General features: G+C 72.6%; 4 protein-coding genes. All 4 read right to left on the minus strand.

Annotated elements, in window-relative coordinates:
* Nucleotides 1-11 precede the first annotated feature (11 nt).
* From ACFWW9_RS18065 to sbnB, 4 genes are read right to left on the minus strand one after another with little or no spacing between them, the layout of a single operon-like run.
* Nucleotides 12-884 carry an ABC transporter permease gene (locus tag ACFWW9_RS18065; RefSeq protein WP_390378496.1) on the minus strand — a complete coding sequence of 291 codons (873 nt, stop codon included), beginning with the start codon at nucleotides 882-884 and terminating at the stop codon, nucleotides 12-14.
* Nucleotides 881-15,772, minus strand: a complete 14,892-nt coding sequence (locus ACFWW9_RS18070) for an amino acid adenylation domain-containing protein (protein ID WP_390378499.1) — start codon at nucleotides 15,770-15,772, stop codon at nucleotides 881-883. Before ACFWW9_RS18070 ends, ACFWW9_RS18065 begins: the two co-directional genes overlap by 4 nt.
* Nucleotides 15,769-16,776, minus strand: a complete 1,008-nt coding sequence (gene sbnA / locus ACFWW9_RS18075; protein ID WP_390378502.1) for a 2,3-diaminopropionate biosynthesis protein SbnA — start codon at nucleotides 16,774-16,776, stop codon at nucleotides 15,769-15,771. The genes ACFWW9_RS18070 and sbnA overlap by 4 nt, the downstream gene beginning before the upstream one ends.
* Before the next feature lie 33 nt (nucleotides 16,777-16,809).
* Nucleotides 16,810-17,841, minus strand: a complete 1,032-nt coding sequence (gene sbnB / locus ACFWW9_RS18080) for a 2,3-diaminopropionate biosynthesis protein SbnB (RefSeq protein ID WP_390378505.1) — start codon at nucleotides 17,839-17,841, stop codon at nucleotides 16,810-16,812.
* Nucleotides 17,842-17,961 lie beyond the last annotated feature (120 nt).

The raw sequence follows: 17,961 nt of genomic DNA on the forward strand, positions 1-17,961 counted from the left end.
CGTCCAGTCCTTCACGCGGAGGCGGTGCGGTAGCGGCGGATGCTGAGCACGGTGGTCACCGCGAACAGCAGGCCGAGCGAGATGACGATGACCGCCGTCGGGTGCTCGGAGGGGAAGCTCGGCGCGACGGTGACCGGGTTGCCCCACAGGTGGCGCAGCGCGGTGATGACGGCGCTGACCGGGTTCCACTCGGCGATCGGCCGGATCCAGCCGGGCAGCTTGTCCACGGACAGGAAACCGTTGGACATGAAGGAGAAGACGACCGCGACGATGCCGGAGATCGACTCGATGGTCTCCAGGTTCTTCGACGCCATGCCGAGCAGCACGCCGACCCACAGCATCGTGTACATGAACACCGCGAGCAGGGCGAACCCGCCGAGCACCGACAGGGCGTCGGCGTGCGAGCGCCAGCCGAACAACATGCCCACGCCGACCACGATCACCAGGCCCATCAGGGTGATCACCAGGTCGGCCAGCGTGTGGCCGACCAGCACGGCGGACCGGCCGATCGGCAGCGAGCGGAACCGGTCGATCAGCCCGCCCTGGAGGTCCAGGCACACCGCCACGGCGGTCGGGCCGATGCTGGCCAGCCCGACCTGCACCGCGACGCCCGCGAAGATGAACTCCATGTAGTTGTTGCTGCCGGGGATCTCGATGGCGCTCTGGAACAGGTAGCCCAGCGCGATCATCGTGATCAGCGGGTTGAGCGTGATGCCGACGAGCCTGCCGGGGTTGCGCTTGAGCCTGCGCATCCGCCGCCCGCCGATCGCGAGCACCTCGGTGAGCGTCGCCAGCGGTCCGGTGGCGGCGGGAGACCTGACGGCGTTCACCGGCACGGGCTCCCCTGTCCGGTTGTCGCCTCCGGCGACGGCAGTGGTGCTCATTCCCCAACTCCGATCTCGGATTCGAGCACCCGGCGGAGGTCCGCCGCGATCGCCGCGCCGATCAGCGCCTGCGGTTCGGGGTGCATCATGTACTCGTGTCCGCAGTGGACCGGGTGCAGCTCGACCGGCCCGTCCACGTGCGGGGCCCAGGCGTCGGCCAGCTCGCCGACCTCGGCCTCGGTCAGGTCCTCCACGGCCGCGAACAGCCGCATCGGACCGGTGTAGCGCGAGGGCGTGAAGCGCTCCATGAGCTTGCCGTGGTTGCGCACCACGGCGAGCATCGCGAGCAGGCGCTCCTCCCCCAGTTCCGCCAACGGGTTGCGGTCGCGGCGCAGCACCTCGACGACGTCCCGCGCGGTCAGCTCCCGGCCGTCGAACTCGGCGCGGTCGTGGCCGATGACCTCCATGACCCGCACGAGCTGCTCGCGGTCGTCGACGTCCTCGTCGTCGTGGCCCGGCCGGTGCGGGTAGCCGTCGAGGTTGACCAGCAGCTCGACGGTGTCGCCCGCCTCCTGGAGCCGGACGGCGATCTCCTGCGCCAGCACGCCGCCGAACGACCAGCCGAGCAGGTTGTACGGCCCCTCCGGGCGGACCTCCTTGAGGTGCCCGATGTAGAGCTGGGCCACCTGCTCCATCGACGTCGGCAGCGGAGCGCCACTCCCGACGCTGGGCGACTGGAGCCCGTAGATCGGGTGGCCCGCGTCGATGTGCCGCGCCAACCCGACGTAGGGCAGCGCGGACCCCAGTCCACTGTGGACGAAGAAGAACGGCGTCCGGTCGCCGGTCGGCCGGATCGGCAGGACCGTGGCGAACGGGTCCTCCTGGCCCAGCTCCTCGATCTCGTCGAGCACGCGGGCGACCGACGCCGCGCCGGACGCGGCCTCGCTGTCCGGCTCGACCTCCGCCGCGGCCGCCAGCGCCCGCACGGTCTTGTGCACGAACACGTCCGCGATGGTCAGCCGCAGCCCGGCCTTGCGGGCCCGGCTCACGACACCGGTCGCGAGCAGCGAGTGGCCGCCCAGCTCGAAGAAGTCGTCGTCGATCCGGACGCCGTCGACGCCGAGCACGTCGCCGAACACCTCGACCAGCAGGTGCTCCGCGGGCGTGTTGGGCTCGCGGGTCGGCGTGCGAGCGCCGAAGTCCGGTTCCGGCAGTGCCTTGCGGTCCACCTTCCCGTTGGGGGTCAACGGGAACGCGGCCAGCACCACTAGCGCGGCGGGCACCATGTACTCGGGCAGCGACCCGCCGAGCGACCGCTTGATCTCGGCCGTGTCGACCGAGCCGTTCGGCACCAACAGATATCCCACAAGACGCTTGTGCCCACCGGCGTCCGTGCCGACGGTCACCACAGCGTCGACCACACCGGCCTCGGCCCGCAGCGCCGCCTCGATCTCGCCCAGCTCGATCCGGTGGCCGCGCACCTTGACCTGGTGGTCCTTGCGGCCGAGGAACTCGATCTCGCCGTGGCGGTCCCAGCGGACCACGTCCCCGGTGCGGTACATCCGGGAACCGGGTTCGCCGAACGGGTTCGCCAGGAACCGCTCGGACGTCAGGTCGGTCCGGTTGAGGTAGCCGCGCGCCAGCCCGTCGCCCGCGATGTACAGCTCGCCCGGAACGTTCGGTGGCACCGGGCACAGCGCGCTGTCCAGCACGTAGACCCTGGTGTTGCTGATGGGCCTGCCGATCGTCGGCGTGCCCGGACCGGCCTGGTCCACGTCGGACACCGTCGACCAGATGGTGGTCTCGGTGGGCCCGTACATGTTCCGCACCTCGTGCGCCGCGGCCCGCAGCGCGTCGGCCAGCGACTCGCTGAGCGCCTCGCCGCCGGTGATCACGACCCGCACCCGGCGCAGCGACTCCGGCGTGACGCCGACGAGCGCCTGCCACAGGCTGGGCGTGGCCTGCATGACGGACGTGCGGCTGGACACCATCAGCTCGCCCAGCACGGCCGGGTCGCGCACGGTGTCGCGGTCGGCCACGACCAGCTTCGCGCCCGCCACCAGCGGCACGAAGATCTCCAGGTTGGAGATGTCGAAGCCGAACGTGGTCACGGCGAGCAGCCGGTCGGCCTTGGTGATCGACAGCCGCTCGCACATGTCCGTGATCAGGTTGGCCAGCGCGCCGTGCGGGATCACCACGCCCTTGGGCCTGCCCGTGGACCCGGAGGTGTACATGACGTACGCCGGGTGGTTCGGGGTCAGGTAGCCGTTGCGGTCGGCGTCGGTCACGTCGACCGCGCCGCCGCGCTTGCGCAGCGCCCGTTCCGCCTCGGCCTCGCCGAGCACGAAGCTCGGCGTGCCCGCCAGGTCGGGGACCCGGTCCCGCGCGGCCTCGTCGGTGATCACCAGCACCGGCTTGGCGTCGTCGAGCATGTACCGCACGCGGTCGGCCGGGTGGTCCAGGTCGACCGGCAGGTACGCCGCGCCGGACTTGAGCACCGCGAGCGCCGCCACGATCAGGTCCGCGCTCCGGGTCAACGCGATGGCGACGACCCGTTCCGGCCCGGCTCCCCTGGCGATCAGCTCGCGCGCCAGCCGGTTGGCCCGCGCGGTGAGCTGCCGGTAGGTGAGCGTCACGTCGCCCGCGATGACGGCGGTGGCGTTCGGCCCGGCCACCGCGGTGGCGGAGATGAGGTCCGGCAGCACGTCCACGCCGATCGCGCGGCCGGTGTCGTTCCACTCCACCAGGATGCGGCGGCGTTCCGAGGCGCCGAGCACGTCCGCCTCGCTCAGCGGCGCGTCCGGCCGGGTCACGACGGCGCGCAGCAGGCGCACCAGGCGTTCGCCGATCTCGTCGATCGTCCGCTCGGTGAACAGGTCCGTGCGGTAGGCCAGCACGCCGTCCATGCCGGTGGGCTCGCCGTCCTCGTGCCGTTCGACCAGCTCGAACTCCAGGTCGAACTTGGAGCGGGTCGCCTTCATCGGCACGAGGCCGGACTCCAGCCCCGGCAGGGCGTCGGCGGGCTCGTCGTTGTTCTGGAACGACAGCATCACCTGGAACAGCGGGTGCCGCGACAGCGAGCGGGTCGGGTTGACCGCCTCCACCAGCGCCTCGAACGGCAGGTCCTGGTGCGCGTACGCGCCGAGGTCCGCCTCGCGCACCCGGTGCAGGAGCTGGCGGAACGTCGGGTCGCCCGCCGTGTCCGTGCGCAGCACCAGGGTGTTGACGAAGAAGCCGATCAGCTCGTGCAGCGCCTCGTCGGTGCGGCCCGCGATCGGGCTGCCCAGCGGGATGTCCGTGCCCGCGCCCAGCTTGGTGAGCAGGGCCGACACCGCGGCCTGCACGACCATGAACACGCTGGCCCCGGTCTCGCGGGCCAGTGCGACGACCCCGGCGTGCAGGTCGGCGGGGACGGCGAACTGGCGCACGTCGCCGTCGTAGGCGCTGATCGCAGGCCGCGGGAAGTCGGTCGGCAGCTCCAGCTCCTCGGGCAACCCGGCCAACGCCCGCGTCCAGTACGCGAGCTGAGCCGACAGGACGCTGTCCGGGTCGGTCTCGGAGCCGAGCCACTCCCGTTGCCACACCGCGTAGTCCGCGTACTGCGCCGGGAGCGGGGCCCACTGCGGGGCGCGCCCGGAGGTGCGGGCCTCGTAGGCGGTGGCGAGGTCGCGGGCCAGCGGCGCGGTCGACCAGCCGTCGAACGCGATGTGGTGGAACACCAGCAGCAGCACGTGGTCGTGCTCGCCGAGTTCGAGGAGGGTCGACCGCATCGCGGTGTCCGAGCCGAGGTCGAAACCCCGGTCGACCTCCGCGGCCACGACGTCGAACAGCTCGGCCTCGGCCACCCGCCGCACGGTCGGCGCGGTGGGCACCTGGGCCAGGACCTCCTGGTACGGCACGCCGTCGACGTCCGGGAACACCGTGCGCAGGATCTCGTTGCGCGCCACCACGTCGCCGAGCGCGGCGGTCAGCGCCGCCACGTCCAGCTCGCCGGTCAGCCGTACCGCGAGCGGGATGTTGTAGGTGCCGGTGGACTCCTCCTCCATCCGGTTGAGGAACCACAGGCGGCGCTGGGCGAACGACAGCGGCAGGCCCTCGTCGCCGTCGCGCTCCTGGGCCCGCAGCGCCGGGCGGGCGCCGTCGGCGCCGTCGACCAGCTTCGCGAGTCCGGCGACCGTGCGGGCCTCGAACAGCGCCCGGACGGGGAGTTCGACGTCGAGCACCGTCCTCACGCGACTGACGACCCGCGTGGCGAGCAGCGAGTGGCCGCCCAGGTCGAAGAAGTCGTCGTCCACGCCGACCTCGACCGCGCCGAGCACCTCGGCGAACACGCCGCAGAGGATCTCCTCGACCGGGGTCCGCGGGCCGCGCACGGCGCGCGGCTGGGCGGTGAAGTCCGCGTCCGGCAGCGCCTTGCGGTCGACCTTGCCGTTGGGGGTCAACGGCAGCGCGTCCAGCACGACCAGCGCGGACGGGGCCATGTACTCCGGCAGCGACCGCGCCAGGTGCGCCCGCACCGCGGCGAGGTCCAGCCCGCCGCCGCCGGGAGCGGGGACGACGTAGCCGATGAGCCGCTTGTGGCCGCCCTGGTCGGAGCTGACGGTCACGGCCGCGTCGCCGACGACGTCGACGGACCGCAGCGCGGCCTCGACCTCGCCCAGCTCGATGCGGTGGCCGCGGATCTTGACCTGGTGGTCGCGGCGCTCCAGGAACTCCAGCTGGCCGTCCGGCCGGAGCACCACGCGGTCGCCCGTGCGGTACATCCGCGCGCCGGGCGCGCCGAACGGGTCGGCCATGAACGCCAGCGCGGTCTTCGTCCGGTCGCCCAGGTAGCCGCGGCCGACGCCGGTGCCACCGACGTACAGCTCACCGGCCACCCCGGCGGGCACGGGACGCAGGTCGTCGCCGAGCACGTACAGCCGGGTGTTGCGCACCGGACGCCCGATCGGCACCCGAGCCTCGCCCAACCGGTCGTCCTTCGTGATCACCGCGTGCGTCACGTCGTCCGAGCACTCGGTGGGCCCGTAGGCGTTGACCAGCGCGATGTCCGGGTACCGGGCGAACCAGCGGCCGCACAGGTCCGGGGGCAGCGCCTCGCCCGTGACGACCAGCCACTTCAGGCCGGGCAGCTCCGGGGCCTCGCCGGTGACGTCCCACGAGTCCAGCGCCGCACGCAGCAGCGACGGCACGACCTCCAGGACGGTGACGCCCTCCAGCGGCACGGTGGCGAACAGCAGGTCCGGGTCGACGGCCGTGTCGCGGCCGACCACGCGGGTCGTGCCGCCGACGAGCAGCGTCGTGAGCATCTGCCAGACGGAGATGTCGAACGTGACCGGCGCGTTGTGCACCAGCTTGTCCGCGGCGGTGACGTCGAGGTCCTCCACCTTGCACAGCAGGTGGTTGACCATGCCCCGGCGGTGCACCATCGCGCCCTTGGGCTTGCCGGTCGACCCGGACGTGAAGATCACGTACGCCAGGTCGTCCGCCGCGCCGAGCGCGGGCGCCAACTCCGCGTCGGAGGCGTCGTCCAGCACGACCACCTCGACGTCCGCCGCCGACGCGATCTCCTCGGCCAGCGCGCGGTTCGCCTCGTCCACGACCAGGCGCGTCGCGCCGCTGTCGGTGAGCAGCGCGGCGATGCGGGCCACGGGCGCGGCCACGTCCAGCGGCACGTAGCCGCCGCCCGCGCCCAGGATGCCGAGCACGGCGGTGACGAACCCGATGCCCGGCGCGGCCAGCACGGCGGACAGGTCCGAGCCGGGGACCCGGCGCGACAGCGCGCTCGCCCGGCCGACCAGTTCCGCGTAGGTTACCTGGGCGAAGTCGTCGACGACGGCGAGGGCGTCCGGAGTGGACAGTGCGAACCCGCGGATCCGCTCCACCACGCCCTCGTACACCTCGGGCTTCACCGCGCCGGTGCCGACGGCCAGCAGTTCCGCGTGCTCGCCCGGCTCCAGCACGTCGACCCGGCTCAGCCGCGTCGACGGGTCGGCGACGACGGTCCGCAGGAAGGCGACCAGTCGCCGGGCCAGCCGCCGCGCGGAGTCCTCGGTGAACAGGTCGGTGCTGTACTCGACGACGCCGCGCATCCCGGCGGGCAGGCCGTCGGCGTACTGCTCCTCCAGCAGCACGGTCAGGTCGAACTTCGACCGCAGCGACCGCACCGGCTCGACCCGACCGGTCAGGCCGGGCAGCAGCAGCGGCGCGTCCTCGCTGGTCTGCAACGTGAGCATGACCTGGAACAGCGGCTGCCGGTTGAGCGAGCGCACCGGGTTCAGCGCGTCCACGAGGTGCTCGAACGGCACGTCCTGGTGCTGGTAGGCGGCCAGGTTCGTGTCCCGGACCCGGTGGACCAGGTCGCGGAAGCTCGGGTCGCCGCTGGTGTCGGTGCGCATGACCAGGGTGTTGACGAAGAACCCGACCAGCTCGGCCAGCTCCTCGTCCGCGCGGCCCGCGGTGGGGCTGCCGAGCGGGATGTCCGTGCCCGCGCCCAGCTTCGTGAGCAGCGCGGACAGCGCGGCCTGGAAGATCATGAAGATGCTCGCCCCGGAGTCGCGCGCCAGCGCCACCAGCGCCCGGTACAGCTCGGGCTCGACGGCGAACTCCAGCTCGTTGCCGTCGTAGGTGCTGACGGCCGGACGGGGGAAGTCCGTCGGCAGCTCCAGCTCCTCGGGCAGGTCCGCCAACGCCCGCGTCCAGTACGCGAGCTGGTGGGCCAGCAGGCTGTCCGGGTCGGCGTCCTCGCCGAGGAGGTCCTTCTGCCACACGGCGTAGTCCGCGTACTGCACGGGCAGCGGCTCCCACTCGGGGGCGTGCCCGGCGGTGCGGGCCTGGTAGGCCGCGCCGAGGTCGCCGACCAGCGGCGCGATCGACCAGCCGTCGAACGCGATGTGGTGGATCACCAGCAGCAGCACGTGCTCGGTCGGCGAGACCGCGAACAGCCGCGACCGCAGCACGGGCTCGGTGGCCAGGTCGAACGCCAGGTCCGCCTCGGCGGTCATGGCGTCGGACAGCTTCGCCTCGGGCAGCCGCTTGAGCGGCAGTTCCGGGTAGCCCTCGGGCGCGTCGAGCACCCGCTGGAACGGCTGCCCCTCCACGTCCGGGAACACCGACCGCAGGATCTCGTGCCGCACCACCAGGTCGTGCAGGGCCGAGCGCAGGGCGTCCACGTCCAGGTCGCCGACCAGCCGCACGGCCAGCGGCACGTTGTAGGTGCCCGTCACGCCCTCTTCGAGCCGGTCCAGGAACCACAGGCGCTGCTGCGCGAACGACAGCGGCACCACCCCGTCCTCGCCCCTCGACGCGGGGACGAGCGCGGGCCGACCGGCTCCGGCGACGCTGTGCACCTGCTCGGCGACACCGGCCACCGTGCGCGTCTCGAACAGCGCGCGGATCGGCAGCTCCACGCCCAACGCGGCACGGGCGCGGCTGATCACGCGGGTGGCGAGCAGGGAGTGCCCGCCCAGCGCGAAGAAGTCGTCGTCGATGCCGACCTGGGGCAGGTCGAGCACGTCGGCGAAGATCCCGCACAGGATGTCCTCGACGGGCGTGCGCGGACCGCGGCCCCGACCGTTGCCGGCGAAGTCGGGTTCGGGCAGCGCCTTGCGGTCCACCTTGCCCTGCGGGGTCAGCGGGATCTCGGGCAGCACGACGATCGCGGACGGCACCATGTACTCCGGCAGCGACTCCACGAGCAGCTCGCGCAGGCCGACCGGCACGGTCGTGCCCTCGTCGACCACCACGTACGCGACCAGGCGCTTGTCGCCGGTCGGGTCCTCCCGCACGATCGCGACGGCCTGCGCCACGGACCCGTGCGACACCAGCGCGGACTCGATCTCGCCCAGCTCGATCCGGAACCCGCGCAGCTGCACCTGGTCGTCGGCGCGGCCGACGTAGTCGAGCTGCCCGTCGGCGTGCCAGCGGACCAGGTCGCCGGTGCGGTACATGCGTTCGCCGTGGCCGAAGAACGGGTCCGCGACGAACCGCTCGCCGGTCAGGCCCGGCCGGTTCAGGTAGCCGCGGGCCAGGCCGCCGCTCACGTACAGGTCGCCGACCACGCCCGCCGGAACGGGCTGGAGCACGGCGTCGAGCACGTACACGCGGTGCGCCGAGGTCGGCGTGCCGATCGGCGGACGACCGCCGCCGGACAGCGGGCCGCCCACGGTCGCGGCGATCACCGACTCCGTCGGGCCGTAGCCGTTGAACATCCGGTGCGTGGCCGACCAGCGCGCCACGACCTCCGGCGGGCAGGCCTCGCCCGCGACCACGATGACCAGGTCGTCGGGCAGGACCGTGCCCTCGGCCAGCCCGCCCGCGACGACCGGCGGCAACGCGGCCAGCGTGACCCCGTTCGAGGTGATCAGGTCGACCAACGGCTGACCGGGCGCGCGCGCCTCGTCACCCGCCACCACGACCGTGCCACCCGCGAGCAGCGGGAGCGCGAACTCCCAGACCGTGGCGTCGAAGCTGTAGGACGCGAACTGGAGGACGTTGGTGGCGGGCGTGATCTCGAACTTCTCGATCAGGCTGGCCGCCATCGCCACGAACCCGCGGTGGTCGACGACGACGCCCTTGGGCTTGCCGGTCGAGCCGGAGGTGTAGATGACGTACGCCGGGTGGTGCTGCTCCAGCGGCTCCACCCGCTCCGCGTCGACGACGTCGTGCGACGGCAGCGCGTCGAGCGCGGCGACCAGGTCGGGCGCGTCGATCGCGAGCACCGGCGCGCCGGTCACCGTCAGGCCGTCCGCCACGGCGGTGGTGGACAGCAGCACGGCGGGGGTGGCGTCGGCGACCATGTAGTCGACGCGGTCGGCCGGGTACTTGGCGTCGATCGGCAGGTACGCAGCGCCGGCCTTGAGCACCGCGAGCACGGCGACCAGCGCTTCGAGGGATCGCGGCATCGCCAGGGCGACCACGCGCTCCGGGCCGATGCCCCGGCCGATCAGCAGTCGGGCGAGCTGGTTCGCGCGGGTGTTGAGCCCGGCGTAGGACAGGCTCGTCCCCTCGAACACGGCCGCGACCGCGTCCGGGGCCTGCGCCGCACGGGCCTCGAACACCTGGGGCACGACCTGGGCCGTGATCGGCGCGGGCGTGCCCGCCCACTCGCCCAGGATCAGCGCGCGCTCGTCCGCGGCGAGGAGGTCGAGTCGGGACAGGGGGACGTCCGGCTCGGTCACCAACGAGGTGAGCAACCGCTGGAAGCGGTCCACAATGGACCCGATCGCGGGGGCGTCGAACGAGTCGGAGCGGTACTGCGCGAGCAGCCGCAAGCGCTTGCCGGGGTAGACCGACAGCGCGAACGGGTACTCGGCGACCAGTCGGCCGTCCGCGGCGACCACCCGGACGCCGGGGACCAGGTCGCTGAGGTCGTCGACGTCGTGCGGGTAGTTGTGGAAGCTGACGACGGTGTCGAACAGCTCGCCGACGCCGACGAGCTGCTGCACGTCGGCCAGGCCGAGGTGGTGGTGCGGGGCCAGGTCGAACTGGTCCTCCTGGAGCCTCGCCAGCAGGTCCGCCAGCGACGCCTTCGGGTCGAGCCTCACCCGGACCGGCAGGGTGTTGAGGAACAGGCCGACCATCGACTCCATGCCGGGCAGCTCGGCGGGACGACCGGAGCTGACCGCGCCGAACGCCACGTCGTGCTTGCCGGTGAGCCTGCCGAGCAGCACGGCCCAGCAGCCCTGCATCACCGTGTTCAGCGTCAGCCCGCGGGCGCGGGCCCACGCCGAGAGCCGGTGCGTCACGTCCTCGGGCAGGTCCACGACCAGCGACTCGGGCATCACCGACACGCGGTCGCGTTCGGCGGGACCGAGCTTCGCGGCCTCGGCGAAACCGTCGAACGCGGTCGTCCACGCGGCGCGGGCCGCGTCGACATCCTGCGCTCCGAGCCAGGCCAGGTAGTCGCGGTAGGGCGCGACCGGCGGCAGCGCCGCCACGTCCGCGCCGTTCGCGCACAGGGTGAACAGCTCGCGGGCGAAGATCGGCATCGACCAGCCGTCGACCAGGATGTGGTGCACGGCCCAGAGCAGCCGGAACCGGTCGTCGCCGAGCCGCACGACGGTGAACCGCACCAGCGGCGGCGCGGTCATGTCGAACCGCTGGGCCCAGTCGGCGTCGGTCAGCCGCGCCAGCTCGGTGACGGCGTCCTCGTCGGCCATGCCGGTCAGGTCCACTTCGGACCACGGCAGCGCCACGGCGGCCTGGATCACCTGCACGGCGTCACCGGCCGGGCGCGAGCGGAAGGACGCGCGCAGGGCCGGGTGCCGCTGGACCAGGGCCTCGGCGGCGGCGCGGAACGCGGCCACGTCCAGCGGGCCCTCGACGTCCACGACCGCCTGGAGGGTGTAGACGTCGCTGCCCTGCTTGTCGTACTCGGCCTGGAACAGCAGGCCCTTCTGCAACGCCGACAGCGGCAGCACGTCGTCGACGCCACCGGAGGTGGCCTCGAACTCCTCGATCTCGGCCTCGGTCAGCGCGACCAGCGGGAAGTCCGAGGGGCTGTGCCCGCCCGCCGTGCCGACGAACGACTCCAGCACGCGGAACCAGGACTTCGCGATGTCGTCCACATCGGACTCGGTGAGCAGGTCGCCCGCCCACAGCCAGTCCGCGACCAGGCGCGGGCCGTCCGGCCGGTCCTCGGTGACGGGCGTGACCGCGAGGACGTGCCGCAGCGGCATGTCCGGGCTCACGCCGGTGCCGATGACGGACCCGCCGCCGTCCAGCGACCACTGGGCGGCGTCCGAGCCCGCGGCGAAGCGGCCCAGGTAGTTGAAGCCGATCTGCGGCACGCCGAAGCGCGCCAGCGCGCCGACCGTCTGCGGGTTGAGGTGCCGCAGCAGGCCGAAGCCGAGACCGCGGTCGGGCAGCGCGCGGAGCTGCTCCTTGACGCGCTTGATCGCCTGACCGGGCCGGTCGACCTCGCCGGGGTCGACGCGCAGCGGGAACACGCTGGTGAACCAGCCGACCGTGCGGGACAGGTCCAGGTCGTCGGACACCTGCTCGCGGCCGTGGCCCTCGACCTCGATCAGCACGCCGGAGTCCCCGGCTCCCAAACGCTTGCGCCGCCACTGGGCGACGGCCAGCGCGAGGCCGGCGAGCAGCACGTCGTTGACCTCGCCGTGGAACGCGGTGGGCACGGTGGTCAGCAGCGCGGTGGTCGTCTCGGCGGGCAGCACCAGGCGCAACGACTTCGCCGTGCCGTAGGTGTCCAGCTCGGGGTCCAGCGGCCGGGAGCCGAGCTGGGGGTCGGCCGGCTTGACCTGCGCCGTCCACAGCGGCAGCTCACGGGTGCGCGCGGCGGCGCGGGCGTTCTCCGACAGCACCGTCGACCAGCGGCGGTAGGACGTGCCCACCGGGTCGAGCGCGACCGGGCGGCCCGCGACGACGGCCTCCCAGGCGGCCTTCAGGTCCGGCACCAGCACGCGCCACGAGACGCCGTCGACCACCAGGTGGTGGATCACCAGCACCAGCCGGTCGCCGACCAGCGCGGCCTGCACGACCCGGCCCTCCTCGGGTACGAGCCGCTGCCGCACCTCGGCGACGGCGGTGTCCACATCGGACGCCTCGACGACGCTCACGGCCACCGCGCCGACGGGCAGCGTCTCCAGGGACCACAGGCCGTCCACCGGGACCGAGAGCTTCGCCCGCAGCACGTCGTGGTGGTCCACGACGGCCTGCAACGCGGTGGTCAGCTCGGCGACCTCGCCGGGAACCCGCACCACGACGTACTGGCTGTACTGGCGGGTGCGGTCGGTCAGCGACTCCAGGTCCTCGCGCAGCTGGTGCGCGATGGGGGTCAGCTCGACCTCGCCCACGCCGTCCGCGACCACGGCGACCGCCGCGTCGGCGGGCCGCGCGATCGTGGCGATGGCGGCCGGGGACCGGTGCTTGAGCACGTCCCGCGAGGTGATCAGCAGGCCGGCCCGGCGGGCGCGGCTGACGACCTGGATGGAGCTGATGCTGTCGCCGCCGAGCGCGAAGAAGCTGTCCTCCACGCCGACCTCGGGCAGGCCGAGCACGTCGGCCATGACCTCGCACAGCACCCGTTCCTCGGAGCTGCGAGCGGTCCGGCCGCGCGGGCCGGTGGAGAAGTCCGGCGCGGGCAGCGCCTTGCGGTCGACCTTGCCGTGCGGGGTCAGCGGCATCGCGTCCAGCGCCAGCAGCGTGGACGGCACCATGTACTCCGGCAGCACGGCCCCGAGCCGGGCGCGCACGTCGTCGGCGTCGACCGGGGACCCGTTGTCGGACACCAGGTAGCCGATGAGCCGCTTGTTGCCGACCGGGTCGGTCACGACCGCGACGGCGGCGTCGCCGATCCGCGGCAGCGCGCGCAGGGCCGACTCGATCTCGCCCAGCTCGATCCGGTGGCCGCGCACCTTCACCTGGTGGTCGCGGCGTTCCACGAACTCCAACTGCCCGTCCTCCCTGCGGACCACCCGGTCCCCCGTGCGGTACATCCGGAGACCGGCGCCGGCGAAGGGGTCGGGCACGAACGTGGTCGACGTCCGGGCGGGGTCGCGCAGGTAGCCGCGGCCCACCCCGAGCCCGCCGACGTACAGCTCGCCGGGGACGCCGGGCGGCACCGGGCCGAGGTCGTCGCCCAGCACGTACAGCCGGGTTCCGCGCACCGCGCGCCCGATCGGGACCCGCGCCGAGGCCACGGCGTCGTCCACGGTGATCGTGGCGTGGGTGACGTCGTCGGAGCACTCGGTGGGGCCGTAGGCGTTCACCAGCGGGATCGACGGGAACCGCGCGAACCAGCGCAGGCACAGGTCCGGCGGCAGCGCCTCGCCCGTGACGACCAGGCGGCGCAACGAGGGCAGCCGCGGGCGGTCGCCGACGACGTCCCACGCGTCCAGCGCGGCGCGCAGCAGCGACGGCACGACCTCCAGGATCGTCACGGACTCGTCGGCCACCAGGCCGAACAGCGCGTCCGGGTCGGCCGCGGTCTCGCGCGTCACCACGCGCACCCGGCCGCCGACCACCAGCGGCGCGAGCATCTGCCACACGGAGATGTCGAACGTGAGCGGGGCGTTCTGCACCAGGGAGTCCGCCGCCGTGAGGGCGAGGTCGTCGACCTTGGCCAGCAGGTGGTTCACCATGCCGCGCCGGTGCACCATCGCACCCTTGGGCTTGCCGGTCGAGCCGGACGTGAAGATCACGTACGCCAGGTCGTCGGGCTTTCCCACCACGGGGGCGAGCGCGTCCGCTGTGTCCTCAGCGTCGTCGAGCGCGACGACGGTGACCGGGTGGCCCGCCTCGCGGACGATCTCGTCGGCGAGCGCGCGGTGCGCGGCGTCGACCACGAGGTGACCTATCCCGTTGTCCGTCAGCAGGTCCGCGCTGCGCCGCACGGGCGCGCGGGTGTCCAGCGGCACGTACGCGCCACCGGCCCCGAGCACGCCGAGCACGGCCGAGACGAACCCGGCGCCGGGCGCGCCCAGCACGCCGACCAGCGCCTCGGGCACGCGGCGGGACAACGCGCTGGCGCGGGCGACGAGCGAGCCGTAGGTGGTCGTGGAGTCGTCCTCCACGACGGCGATCGCGTCGGGGTAGCGGGCGGCCAGCGCGCGCACGGTCTCGACCAGGTCGGCGTCCGCGCCCTCAGCGAACGTGCCGGTGCCCTCCTCCAGCCAGCCCGCGCGCTCGGGCGCGCTGACCACGTCGACGCGGCCGAGCGGCACGTCGTCGGCAACGGTGGCGAAGGTGGCCAGGAACTCGGCGAACCGGTGCAGGTGGTCCTCGACCTCCTGCGCGGTGTACAGCTCGGGGTTGCCGTTGACGTGGACCTCGACGCCGCCGCCGGGCGCGTCCACGACGGTGATCATCAGGTCCTCGATGAGCCCGGTCGACAGGTTGTTCACCTCGACCGCGCACGAGCCCAGCTCGAACGTCGTCCGCTGCGGCAGGATGTTGACGAACGGCCCGAACGGGCGGCGGTCCTCCGAGGACAGCCCCATCTCGCGGCGGATCCGGCTGACCCGGTACCGCTGGTGCTTGAGCACCTGGGCCAGCTCGCGCGAGGTGCTCGCCAGCAGTTGGGCCTTGGTCGCGTCCGGCCGCACGGTCACCCGCAGCGGCAGGTAGTTGGCGATCATGCCGGGGATCGCGCGCATCGACGCGCCCATGCGGGCGGTGGCGGGCAGCGTGAGCAGCACGTCGCCCACGCCGGTCATCCGCTGCGTGTAGACGCCGACCGCGGCCAGCACCACGGCGGGCCACGTGGACGCGGACTTCGACGCCAGCCCGCGCAACGCCGTCGCGGTCTCGGCGGGCACCACGGCGGTGCGGCGCAGGAACCCGCGCACGGCCGCCGCGGTCTGCTCGCGCTGCGACAGGCTCGGCAGGTCCGGCACCTGGTCGAACCGCGCGGCCCAGAAGTCCCGGTCCCGCCGGAACCACACCGAGTCGGTGTACGCCTTCTCCGCGTCCAGGAGTTCCCTCAACGGCGGCAACTGGCCCTCGGTGAGCGACCGGCCGTCCAGCAGCGCCTGGTACAGCTCCGCCAGCCTGCGCCAGTACACGACCTGGCTGTACCCGTCGCAGAGCAGGTGGTGGATGCACATGTAGAAGAAGTGCCGGTCCTCGTCGACCTCCAGGACGGCGAGCCGGAACATCGGGAAGTCGTCCAGCGTGAACGGCTTCGCGAGGTCGGCCGCCATCCACTCGACGGCGTCGGCCTCCCCCAGCTCCAGCTCGGTGATGGCGATCTCGGCCATCGGCTCGACGACCTGGCGGGGCTCGCCGTCCACCTCGACGTAGCGGGTGCGGGCGCACTCGGCCTCGACGATCAGCCGCCGCACGGCCGCGCGGAACACCGGCAGGTCCAACGGCCCCCGGAGGTCCAGGTAGCCCGCGGAGTTGTACGCGACCCCGCGTCCGTGGAACTTCTCGTCGAACCAGATCTCCGCCTGACCGGCGGACAGTGGCAAGCTCGCCGCTGCGGTCATGAGCTACTCCTTGACGTGGCCGCCGGGGGTGCCGACAGTCGGGAACCGTTCTCCGCCAACACCTCCGCGCCGTAGATGTCGGCGATCCACTGGTCGTGGTAGATGGTGTCCAGGTAGCGGTCGCCCAGGTCGGGCGAGATGGCGACGGCGGACAGGTCGTCGGCAGGCGCGTTGCGGGCGAGCCAGTCCATCGCGCCGCTGATGACCGTGCCGGTCGACCCGCCGAACAGGAAGCCGTGGCGCACGAGCATCCGGCAGGCCCGCACGGTGTCGATCTCGGCCACGTGCACGACCTCGTCCACGACGGACTCGTCGAGCAGCGGCGGTCGGACGCTCGTGCCGAGGCCGGGCAGCATCCGCGGCAGCGCGGGCGTGCCGAAGGTGACCGAGCCGACGCTGTCGATCGCCACGATCCGCACCGACGGGCGGTTCTCGCGGAAGTACCGCGAGCAGCCCATGAGCGTGCCGGTGCTGCCCGCGCCGATGAACAGCACCTCGACCTCGGGGAAGCTCTTGAGGATCTCCGGGCCGGTGGTGAGGTAGTGCGCCATCGCGTTGCCGGGGTTGGCGTACTGGTTGAGCCAGACGTACCCCCGCTCGCGGCGCATCCGCTCGACGAACCGGATGCGCGCGCCGAGCAGCCCCTCCTCGGGGTGCGGCTCGGTGACGACGTGCACCTGCGTGCCGAGCGACTGCATCAGCTGGCGCGCGGCCAGCGTGCACCGCGTGTCCGTGACGCAGAGGAACCCGTAGCCCTGGCTCGCGGCCACGAGGCTGAGCGCGACGCCGAGGTTGCCCGACGAGCTCTCGACCAGCGTGTCGCCGGGGCGGAGCTGGCCGGTGCGCACGGCGGTCGCGACCATCTCGGTCGCGGCCTTGAGCTTGATGGACCCGGCGAAGTTGAAGCCCTCGCACTTGAGGAACAACGGGTGCCCGGACAGCGTCCTGAGGTCGACGTACAGATCGTCCACGTTGAACTCTTGCGGCGTGGATATGACTGGCATGAACCGACTCCTACGAGATCGACCAGCGGCGACTCATCGCTTCCCGTAGCGATTGAGGTCAAAGAAGAAGTCCTCCACGGTGGCCAGGTCGCCTCCGCGACCCACCTCGTCGTAGACGAACTTGCCGACGGCCAGGTCCAGGACGCCGAGGCCGAACGGCGAGAAGAACACCGGCTTGTCCGCCGGGAGGTCGACCGCCCCGGACATGACGTCGTACAACGTGCCGGACAGGAACTCCCGGTTGCCCTCGGCCTGCTCGGCCAGGTGCACCGACGTGTTGGCCTTGAGGCAGTGCTCCACGTCGTCGACCACGTTGGTGCCGGACAGCACCACCTCGGGCGACAGGTCGCGCAGGGACACGTGCAGCACCAGGGGGTTGTGCTCGAACCACGTCGGGTCGGTGATGTGCGGCTCGCCCGCGACCGTGGCGAACACGACGAGGTCGCACGCCTTGATCAGGTCCTCGGCCGACTCGTGGATCACCACGGAACCGTCGCCGGTCGACTCGACGTACCCCTGGAACCCGGCGGCGTGGTCGGCGCTGAGGTCGAAGATCCCGACCTCGTCGAACGACCAGCCGGTGCCGACGAGATAGGTGTGGATGTAGCGGGCGATCAGCCCGGTGCCGATGAAGCCGACCTTCGCGGGCCGGGTGCGGCCGCGGGTCAGCCAGTCGGCGGCGAGCGCCGCCGAGGCGGCCGTGCGGACCGCGCTGATGATGGAGCTCTCCACGCACGCGATCGGGTAGCCGGTCTCCTGGTCGTTCAGGATCAGCACGGCGGAGGCGCGCGGGATGCCGCGGGCGACGTTGGCCGGGAAGCTGGAGATCCACTTCACGCCGTGCACGCCGATGTCGCCGCCGACCGACGCGGGCAGCGCGATGATCCGCGACGAGGGGTCCTCCGGAAAGCGGAGGAAATACGAGGGCGGGTTCACGGTGTCACCCGAACCGTGCAGCCGGTAGGCCGCCTCGACCAAATCCAAGAGGTGCTTGTCCCGGCCCTGCAATACCTCGTGAACCTGAGCGCCGGAAATCACCGCGAAGGTCGGAGTCGGTTCCGACATGTGTACCCACGCTCCTCTGCGCTAACCACGGCAGGATGCCGCGGCGACCTGGTGAATATGGTGTCGACCAGGGCTGACGAGGCGCTGACACAGGGCTGACGAGGCCGTTCACCTGCGGAT

It is taken from the genome of Umezawaea sp. NPDC059074 (genome assembly GCF_042738955.1).
In the GTDB taxonomy this organism is placed as follows: Bacteria; Actinomycetota; Actinomycetes; order Mycobacteriales; family Pseudonocardiaceae; genus Umezawaea.